Here is an 8,830-nt window from a genome sequence, read left to right on the forward strand (position 1 = left end):
AGAGGGTGTAGACATGTCTGAAGCCATAAAATTATTTCAATATAATACCTTGGGAGCCTTGATGGCTGGGCTTTATGGAGGTACTTTAACAGTTGGTGAATTGTTGGAGCATGGAGACTTGGGCCTCGGAACATTAGATTCTATCGATGGTGAGTTGATTGTTCTTGACGGTAAAGCCTATCAAGCCAAAGGGTCTGAGGGTAAGGTCGAAGTGGTAGAAGTTTCTCCTGATGAAAAAGTACCTTATGCAGCAGTCGTACCTCACCAAGCTGAAGTTATATTCCGTCAACGTTATGAAATGACTGATAAAGAGCTTGAGGATCGTATTGAATCTTATTATGATGGGGTTAACCTCTTCCGTTCTATCAAAATCAAAGGTCATTTTAAACATATGCACGTGCGTATGATTCCAAAATCAAATGCCGATATTAAGTTTGCGGATGTTGCCACACGCCAACCTGAGTACGAGGTAGATAATATTTCAGGTACTATCGTTGGTATTTGGACGCCAGAAATGTTCCATGGTGTGAGTGTTGCAGGGTATCACCTCCATTTTATTTCAGACGACTTGACGTTTGGTGGTCACGTTATGGACTTTGTTATTGAAAATGGTATTATCGAAGTTGGCCCAGTTGACCAACTCGACCAACGTTTCCCAGTTCAAGACCGTCAGTATCTTTTTGCAAAATTCAATGTTGATGAGATGCGTGAAGATATTACTAAGGCTGAATAAAATTTTTTAAGACATCAAAAATCACAGAAAGGACTTTCCTAGATAATTAGGGAAGTTTTTTTGTTTTTACAGTTACTTCTATATCGAAATAGTTGACAAATGTAACGCCGAGAGTTACAATTATGGGTGTAAAGTTCGATATAGAAGAAAAAGGAGACGAAATGGACAAGATGTTAGGGGGCTACCAAGCTCTACAGATTCGTTTGTTGAATGGGCGTATCTTTCAAAAACTCTTGAGCAAGGAACCAGATGCTCAATACAGAAGTGAACAAGGGAAAATTTTAACAGTGCTTTGGCAAAAGGAAGATGGCCGAGCAACTGCGACAGATATCGCCCTTGCGACGGGTCTAGCCAATAATACATTGACCAGTATGGTTAAGAAATTGAAAGAACAAGGCTTAGTTACGATTCAACATTGTACGCAGGATAAAAGGAAAAAATATATTTCTTTGACAGATCTCGGATGGGCGCAAAAAGAAATTGGAGACCGTGTCAGTGAAGAGTTAGGTGAGATTTTTTACCAAGGATTTTCTGATCAAGAAATTCAAGAATTTGAAGCTTATCAAGAGCGTATTATCACAAATCTAAAAGCTAAAGAAAATGACATCTAGGGAAAGAAAGTAACAGTTATGATTGGTATGACGGGGGTAACAGGGAAATTAGGTTCTTATGTGGCTAATCTTGTCGACAAGAAAGGAATCGCTTCAGTTCATCTAGCAAGAAGTCCAGAGCGTGCAACAGTCTATGCATCAGCGGAAATCCGTAAAATGGTGTATGCCAATACTCTAGAGGTGGTTGAGGCCTTAAAGGGTATCGATATCTTGTTGATGGTTTCTGCTAGGGAAAATCCAGAGCGTGTTAAGGAACACAAGGACTTTTTAGATGCTGCAAAGCTAGCAGGGGTAGAGCATATCGTCTATACCTCATTTTATGGGGCAGATGAAAAGGCAATTTTCACCTTGTCTCGAGATCATGCCCAGACGGAAGCCTATATCAAGGAGTTAGGGTTCACCTATACTTTTTTGAGAGATAATTTTTACTTGGACTTCCTGATTGATATTGCGCTTGAAAATGGAGAGATTCGTGGTCCGGCAGGCAGTGGCCTTGTGTCAGCTGTTGCCCGTAAGGACACATCTAGGGTTGCAGCAGAGATTCTTTTAAATCCTAAGGAGTGGGAAAATCAAAGCTTGAATCTTACAGGGCCAGAGGATCTTTCCATGGAAGAAATCGTAGCGCTTCTCTCAAAAGAGACCGGTGACGCCATCGAGTATGTAGATGAATCAGTCGAAGAAGCCTATGAGTCACGGAAAAAATGGCCAGCACAAACTTGGGAGTACGATGCCTGGGTCAGCACCTATACAGCGATTAAAGCTGGCGAACAGGCTGGGGTTTCAACAGATATTGAAAAAGTCCTAGGGCATCCAGCAAGTAACCTATTGGATACTCTTAGAGACAGAAAACTTATTGAGGAAAAAAATGATTGAATATAAAAATGTAGCCTTACGCTACACTGAAAAAGATGTCCTTAGAGATGTCAATCTCCGCATTGAAAATGGAGAATTTATGGTTCTTGTGGGACCTTCAGGATCTGGAAAGACCACCATGATCAAGATGATTAACCGTCTTTTGGAGCCGACAGATGGCAATATCTACATGGATGGAAAACGCATCAAGGACTATGATGAACGGGAGTTACGTCTCAGTACAGGCTATGTCCTTCAAGCCATTGCCCTATTTCCTAACTTGACAGTTGAGGAAAATATTGCTCTCATTCCTGAAATGAAGGGCTGGACTAAAGAACAAATTGCTTCTAAAACAGAAGAACTCTTGGATAAGGTTGGCCTACCTGCTGCAGAGTATGCAAAGCGCATGCCTAGTGAATTATCTGGTGGAGAGCAACAGCGGATTGGCATTGTACGAGCTATCATTGGGGAACCAAAGATTCTATTGATGGACGAGCCTTTTTCAGCCTTGGATGCCATCTCTCGCAAGCAGTTGCAAGAATTGACCAAGGCCTTACATAAAGAATTCGGCATGACGACCATCTTCGTAACACATGATACGGATGAGGCCTTAAAATTAGGAGATCGAATTGCAGTTTTGCAGGATGGAGAAATTCGCCAGGTTGCAGAACCTGAAACAATTTTACAAGCGCCTGCGACAGACTTTGTAGCAAACTTGTTTGGAGGTAGCCTTCATGTCTAATTTGATTTCAACTTTTCAAGAACGTTTTGGGGACTGGGTCGCTGCACTGGGACAACATTTGCAACTGTCATTACTGACCTTGCTCCTTGCTATTTTTCTAGCTGTCCCATTAGCAATTTATTTAAGTACACGAAAGAGAGTTAGCAACTGGGTCCTACAGTTAGCTGGAATCTTCCAGACCATTCCTTCCATGGCACTTCTGGGACTCTTTATCCCTATTATGGGAATTGGAACACTTCCTGCTTTAACAGCTCTAGTCATTTATGCGATATTCCCCATTTTGCAAAATACCATTACAGGATTACGTGGGATTGACCCAAGCCTCGAAGAAGCAGGAGTCGCCTTCGGGATGACCAAGTGGGAGCAACTCAAGAAGTTTGAGATCCCCTTGGCCATGCCCGTCATCATGTCTGGGATTCGGACAGCAGCAGTGATGATTATCGGGACGGCTACCCTAGCTGCCTTGATTGGGGCTGGAGGACTTGGTTCATTTATCCTTTTGGGGATTGACCGCAATAATGCCAGTCTGATTTTGATCGGTGCCCTGTCTTCTGCCTTCTTAGCCATCGCCTTTAACCTTCTTCTCAAATGGATGGAAAAGGCCAAATTGCGGACCATCTTTGCGGCTTTTGCGGTAATGGTTATCGGATTGGGAGTTTCTTATACGCCAAGTCTTCTTTCCAAACCGGAAAAAGAAAACCTGGTCATTGCTGGGAAGTTGGGTCCTGAACCGGAAATTATAGCCAATATGTATAAGATTTTGATCGAAGAAAACACGGACATGACAGTGACTGTTAAACCAAATTTTGGCAAGACCACTTTCCTCTATGAAGCTCTGAAAAAAGGGGATATTGCTATCTATCCAGAGTTTACAGGGACCGTGACTGAAAGTCTCCTCAAGCCGGCGCCGCAAGTCGACCATGATCCAGAAGCAGTCTACAAAGCAGCTCGAGATGGAATCAAAAAACAAGACAACCTGGCCTTGCTCAAACCCATGGCTTATCAGAATACCTATGCTGTCGCAGTGCCTAAGAAAATTGCCCAAGAGTATGGACTCAAGACCATTTCAGATTTGAAAAAGGTGGAAGGACAACTCAAGGCAGGATTTACGCTAGAGTTTAATGATCGAGAGGATGGGAACAAGGGCTTGCAGAAAGTTTACGGACTCCATCTACAAGTATCCACCATGGAGCCAGCCCTTCGATACCAGGCTATCCAGTCTGGTGAAATCCAGATAACAGATGCCTACTCAACGGATGCCGAGCTTGCTCGCTATGACCTTGTGGCCCTAGAGGATGACAAACAACTCTTCCCACCTTATCAAGGAGCACCCCTTATGAAAGAAGCTTTTCTTAAGAAACATCCAGAATTGGAAGGCATTCTAAACAAGTTAGCTGGTAAAATCACAGAAAAGCAAATGAGTCAGATGAACTACCAAGTGGGAGTAGAAGGTAAACCGGCTGATCAAGTAGCTCATGGCTTTTTGGTAAAAGAAGGGTTTGTAAAGAACTAATGAAAAATTTGCACAAAAAGTAACTTATTCAATTAACTTTTTTAGTTACATTTGTCTGTTTTCTATCCTATTTTCAGATATAATAAAGGTAACAAATTAAGGAGCCCTTCATGCCAATTAGTCAATATACCATTCCACAATTTATTGTCGATGCTTTTACAGATACTGTTTTTAAGGGGAACCCAGCGGCTGTTTGTCTTCTGGACGAATGGTTGTCAGATACTACCTTACAGAATGTCGCTAAAGAAAACAATCTTTCTGAGACAGCCTTTACAGTTAAAGATGGCGACCACTACGAATTACGTTGGTTTACTCCCGGTGGAGAAATCGATTTGTGTGGTCATGCTACTTTAGCGACTGCCTTCGTTCTCTTTCAATTTATCGAAGTGGATGTAGAAAGACTAATTTTTACAACACAGAGTGGAGAACTTTTAGTCAGTAAAAAAGATGACTACTATGAGCTGAATTTTCCATCATACACTATGCATCAAGTAGTTGTCACAAGTGAGATGGAAGAAGCAATCGGGGTCCGTCCACTTGAAGCATGGCTTGGAAGAGATCTAGTCTGTATCTTGCCACATGAAAACGATGTCATTAATGCAAGTCCAGATTTTGATAAAGTAAAAGCTTTAGATGGCCTTCTCCTGAATATCACCGCGAGAGGAAGCAAGTATGATACTGTGACACGAAGTTTCGCTCCAAAATTATCAGTCAAGGAAGATCCAGTCTGTGGCTCAGGACACTGTCATGTCATTCCTTTGTGGGCTAATAAGTTGGCACAAGCAGAATTTAGGGCCTACCAAGCCTCTGAAAGGAGTGGACTCCTCCTTTGTCGTATAGAGGGAGATAGGATTTACCTTGCAGGTAAGGCTTCCCTTTATAGCCGTGGTGAAATATATATCATGGACTAAATTTCGATCAATGACAACAGCTTAGAAATATTAGTGATAGCAATTAAAACAAAATCCCAATCAAAGATGTCTAGCTCAGCTAGGCATTTTAAATTTTTTCATATTTTTTGAAGAATTTTCAGAAAAAACTTGACAATTTTGAAAATAAGCGTATGATAGGAGTGTGAACTTTGAAATAGTAATTTTACTATATTAATCTATGTCGACTATGGTTGATTTGTGAAAAGACTAAATAGTTCTATTAACTATTCTTTAGAGCGTTGCGTCCGAAAGTCATTCCTGACACGGCTCTTTAAAAACAAAAGGAGAAGATTATGAAAACAGAACCGATTCATCGTACCAGTATGTGGAAATTTAAGTTAAGTGCTGCCACCATGACTTTGATTCCCGCTGCCGTGGGGATTAACTATGTTGCCAAAGCCTTGGCGGAGGGGTTAAAGTTGCCCGTTTGGCTGGGGTCTTTGGGAACCTTTCTTGCTAGCATGTTGGCTGGGCCGGTTGCCGGTGCCATCAGTGGTTTCATCAACAACGTGATCTATGGGCTGACCTTATCGCCAATTTCAACCGTGTATGCGATTACCAGCATCGGAATTGGGATTGCTGTTGGAGTTTTGCACGCCAATGGGTGGTTCTCGTCAGCGCGACGAGTATTTGTTTCTGCTATTATTATTGCCTTCGTTTCAGCTGTCATTTCAACGCCACTCAACGTCATCTTTTGGGGTGGTCAGACCGGTATCGCTTGGGGTGACTCATTGTTTGCGGTAATGGTCGCCAATCATGCACCAGTGTTGCTGGCCTCATTTACCGATGAGTTTGTCTTGGATATTTTGGATAAAGTCTGCGTGGCCTACCTGGCATTCTTCATCTATCGTCAGCTGCCGAAGAGGATGGTGCACTTCTTTAGCGATGATAAATGATGACTGATCAAACATTTATTTCTGGAGCGCCACGGGTCAAGCTCAAGTGGTACCAGGTGATCGATCCGATTACTAAGCTCTTGTTCATCTTGGACATGACGTTGTTGAGCTTTGCCAGTATGAATTTATTGCTTCAGGCCGGATTAATTCTTGCCGCAACACTGCTATTGTTATTTTCCAAATTGAGTTCTACCATCTTTAAGGCGCTGGGATTCAGCCTGTTTCTGATTTGCACCATGCTGATCATCCAAGGGCTATTTTACAGTCGGAATCAAACTGTGCTGTTTTCTGTGCTTGGGGTGTCGTTCTACAAAGAAGGCCTGATTTACGCTACCACTCTGGGTTGTCGAGTATTGGTGATTATTTTGACAAGTGGCTTTTTTATGGTGACCACGAGTATTTCAGAAAACGCGGCCTATTTGGAACTGTCCGGATTGTCTTATAAAACCGTCTACGTTCTGATGTCGGTGTGTTATATTTTGCCGGAAATGATGCGCAATATGCGGAAAATCCAGCAGGCACAAAAAGTTCGCGGAACCAATCCGCAAAAAACGTTGATTCAGAAATTAAAGTCAGTCCTGCCGGTTCTAATTCCATTGGTGATTAAGACCTTGGATCAATCGATGGCGCGGTCGATTTCTCTCCAACTGAGAGGTTTTGATAATCTCAACCGGACTGTCAGAACCTCCCAGCGCGTGTATCGCCTGTCGCGGACGCTGCACATTGGTCTGACTGGATTGGCAATTTTATTGATTGGGTGGAAGATATGGACGAAGATAAACGGATTGTAATTGAAAATTTGACCACCCGTTATCCGGGTACTGAGCAACCACAACTGCGTCAGATTAACGCGGAGGTTCATACCGGCCAGGTGGTTGGGATTATCGGGAATAGCCACTCCGGCAAATCGACTTTGTGCCGTGTGCTGGCAGGGGTCATTCCCAAAATTGTGTCTGCTGAGATTGAGGGCGACTGGCACATGTTTGGCCAACGAGTGTCCGACAATTGGCCCGTTTATAATGCCATGAATGGAGTTGTACTGCAAAATCCAGCTGGCCAACTAAGCGGGTTGGCAGACACGGTTGCCGATGAAATCGCCTTTGACTTGATTAATCAGGGAATGGCTGAAGGACTGATTCAAAAACGGGTTGAAGAAGTTGCCACGCAAATGGGGCTGATTGAACAGCTGAATTTGCGTCCCGAGAGCCTTTCCGGTGGTCAGATCCAGCGGTTGGCAATTGCTACGGCGATTGCGGCTAACCCGGCTGTTTTGATTATGGATGATCCGACTAGTGAGATGGATCCCCTTGGCCGCCGACAATTTTTCCAATGGCTGGCCCAAGTCAAAGAGACGACTGTCTTCATTGTCACCAGTGAAATTGACGATTTGTGCGAAGTCGCCGACGTTGTGTGGGTGCTGCACGAGGGTCAAATGGTAGCCCAGGGCAGGCCGGGTGAGGTGTTTAATCATTTGGCAGCTGACTGGCAGATTCCAGCCCCGACAATCCAGCAACTTGCTCAAAAAATGGATTGGCACTTGGCTGATGGCCGGTATCCGGTGAATTACGCTGATCTGAAGGAGGTTCGTTATGTCCACAATTGAACTGAACCACCTGACGTTCACTTATCCGGAACGGTCCTTTAGCTTGGATGTTGAAGACAAACACTTCGCCGATCCGATGGTGGCGATTGTCGGCCAAAATGGTGCCGGCAAATCAACGCTCTTCAAATTGTTGACGGGCTTGCTGACACCACAAACCGGTGTGATTAAGATCGATGGAGAAAATTTTAATGATCTTAAACCAGTCGAAAAGTTACTGAAGGTTGGGATTACTTTTCAGAATCCTGACGATCAGCTTTTCAACCCGACCGTTCAACGAGAGGTGGAGTGGAGTGTCGCGCAGGTCATGGATGACCACGACACGATTACGAGGCGGGCTTTAGCGGCTCTAAAAAGAGTTGGCTTAGATGATAAAACAGCTGAAAGTCCATATGACTTGTCATTGTCGGAACGCAAGCTGTTGAGCGTTGCCACAGTTTTGGCAGTGGATCCGGCGATTTATTTATTTGATGAGCCGATGATGTCGCTTGATTGGGAAAGCCGGCGCAAGTTGACCGCAATTTTCCATGAGTTGGCTGATTCGGGCCACCAAGTTGTGACCATCACCCATGACATGGATTGGGTCGCCGCCGAGTTTGAGTCGGTGTATGTTATGGAACACGGGAAGTTTGGCTTCGCCGGCAGTCCACGGGAATTGTTCAGCGATCACGAACTTGTCCAGCGAGTGGGATTACTACCACCGCGGATTATGGACATAGCGGAGTCGCTGGGTGATTCACAGACATATTTATCGGTTAATGATTATTGCCAGAAAAATCGAGATGTATAGAAAAAGTCACCTCTGCGGGTTTTCCAGATTGAAGGATTAACTTCAGCTTCTGGCAAGAACTCACGGTTCTTTTCTACCATTTGTCAAGTCTATCAAGACTTTAAGTAAAAAAAGAGATAAGACAGTATCTATTCTGAGGTTACTGTCTTATTTTTAACACT

The 8,830-nt window shown here is 43.7% G+C and carries 10 protein-coding genes; all 10 read left to right on the forward strand.

What is annotated here, in order from left to right:
- Positions 1-13: 13 nt before the first annotated feature.
- The 10 genes from budA to ADF62_RS07255 all read left to right on the forward strand — a co-directional run bounded on the left by budA (position 14) and on the right by ADF62_RS07255 (position 8,669).
- Positions 14-733, forward strand: a complete 720-nt coding sequence (budA, locus tag ADF62_RS07210; RefSeq protein WP_002883899.1) for an acetolactate decarboxylase — start codon at positions 14-16, stop codon at positions 731-733.
- A gap of 161 nt (positions 734-894) precedes the next feature.
- Positions 895-1,344: a MarR family winged helix-turn-helix transcriptional regulator gene (locus tag ADF62_RS07215; RefSeq protein WP_003092808.1), complete on the forward strand. Its 450-nt coding sequence runs from the start codon at positions 895-897 to the stop codon at positions 1,342-1,344.
- Between the two features lie 18 nt (positions 1,345-1,362).
- Complete coding sequence (locus ADF62_RS07220; protein WP_048788479.1) at positions 1,363-2,217, forward strand: SDR family oxidoreductase; 855 nt, start codon at positions 1,363-1,365, stop codon at positions 2,215-2,217.
- On the forward strand, positions 2,210-2,938 hold the full coding sequence (locus tag ADF62_RS07225; RefSeq protein ID WP_048788480.1) for an ABC transporter ATP-binding protein: 729 nt from the start codon (positions 2,210-2,212) through the stop codon (positions 2,936-2,938). Before ADF62_RS07220 ends, ADF62_RS07225 begins: the two co-directional genes overlap by 8 nt.
- The gene (locus tag ADF62_RS07230; protein ID WP_048788481.1) at positions 2,931-4,451 is read left to right on the forward strand and encodes an ABC transporter permease/substrate-binding protein; all 1,521 of its coding nucleotides are present in this window, start codon (positions 2,931-2,933) and stop codon (positions 4,449-4,451) included. Before ADF62_RS07225 ends, ADF62_RS07230 begins: the two co-directional genes overlap by 8 nt.
- 110 nt (positions 4,452-4,561) lie before the next feature.
- Positions 4,562-5,362: a PhzF family phenazine biosynthesis protein gene (locus ADF62_RS07235; protein WP_048788482.1), complete on the forward strand. Its 801-nt coding sequence runs from the start codon at positions 4,562-4,564 to the stop codon at positions 5,360-5,362.
- A 314-nt stretch (positions 5,363-5,676) separates the two neighbouring features.
- Positions 5,677-6,279 (forward strand): membrane protein, encoded by a 603-nt coding sequence (locus ADF62_RS07240; protein ID WP_048788483.1) that lies wholly within the window; start codon positions 5,677-5,679, stop codon positions 6,277-6,279.
- On the forward strand, positions 6,279-7,070 hold the full coding sequence (locus tag ADF62_RS07245) for an energy-coupling factor transporter transmembrane component T (RefSeq protein ID WP_179944328.1): 792 nt from the start codon (positions 6,279-6,281) through the stop codon (positions 7,068-7,070). Before ADF62_RS07240 ends, ADF62_RS07245 begins: the two co-directional genes overlap by 1 nt.
- Positions 7,046-7,882: an ABC transporter ATP-binding protein gene (locus tag ADF62_RS07250; protein WP_048788485.1), complete on the forward strand. Its 837-nt coding sequence runs from the start codon at positions 7,046-7,048 to the stop codon at positions 7,880-7,882. Before ADF62_RS07245 ends, ADF62_RS07250 begins: the two co-directional genes overlap by 25 nt.
- Entirely contained in the window at positions 7,869-8,669 is an 801-nt protein-coding gene (locus tag ADF62_RS07255) for an energy-coupling factor ABC transporter ATP-binding protein (RefSeq protein ID WP_003092894.1), read from the forward strand. Before ADF62_RS07250 ends, ADF62_RS07255 begins: the two co-directional genes overlap by 14 nt.
- Positions 8,670-8,830: the final 161 nt, after the last annotated feature.

This window comes from Streptococcus sp. 1004_SSPC (assembly GCF_001069025.1).
GTDB lineage: Bacteria > Bacillota > Bacilli > Lactobacillales > Streptococcaceae > Streptococcus > Streptococcus vestibularis.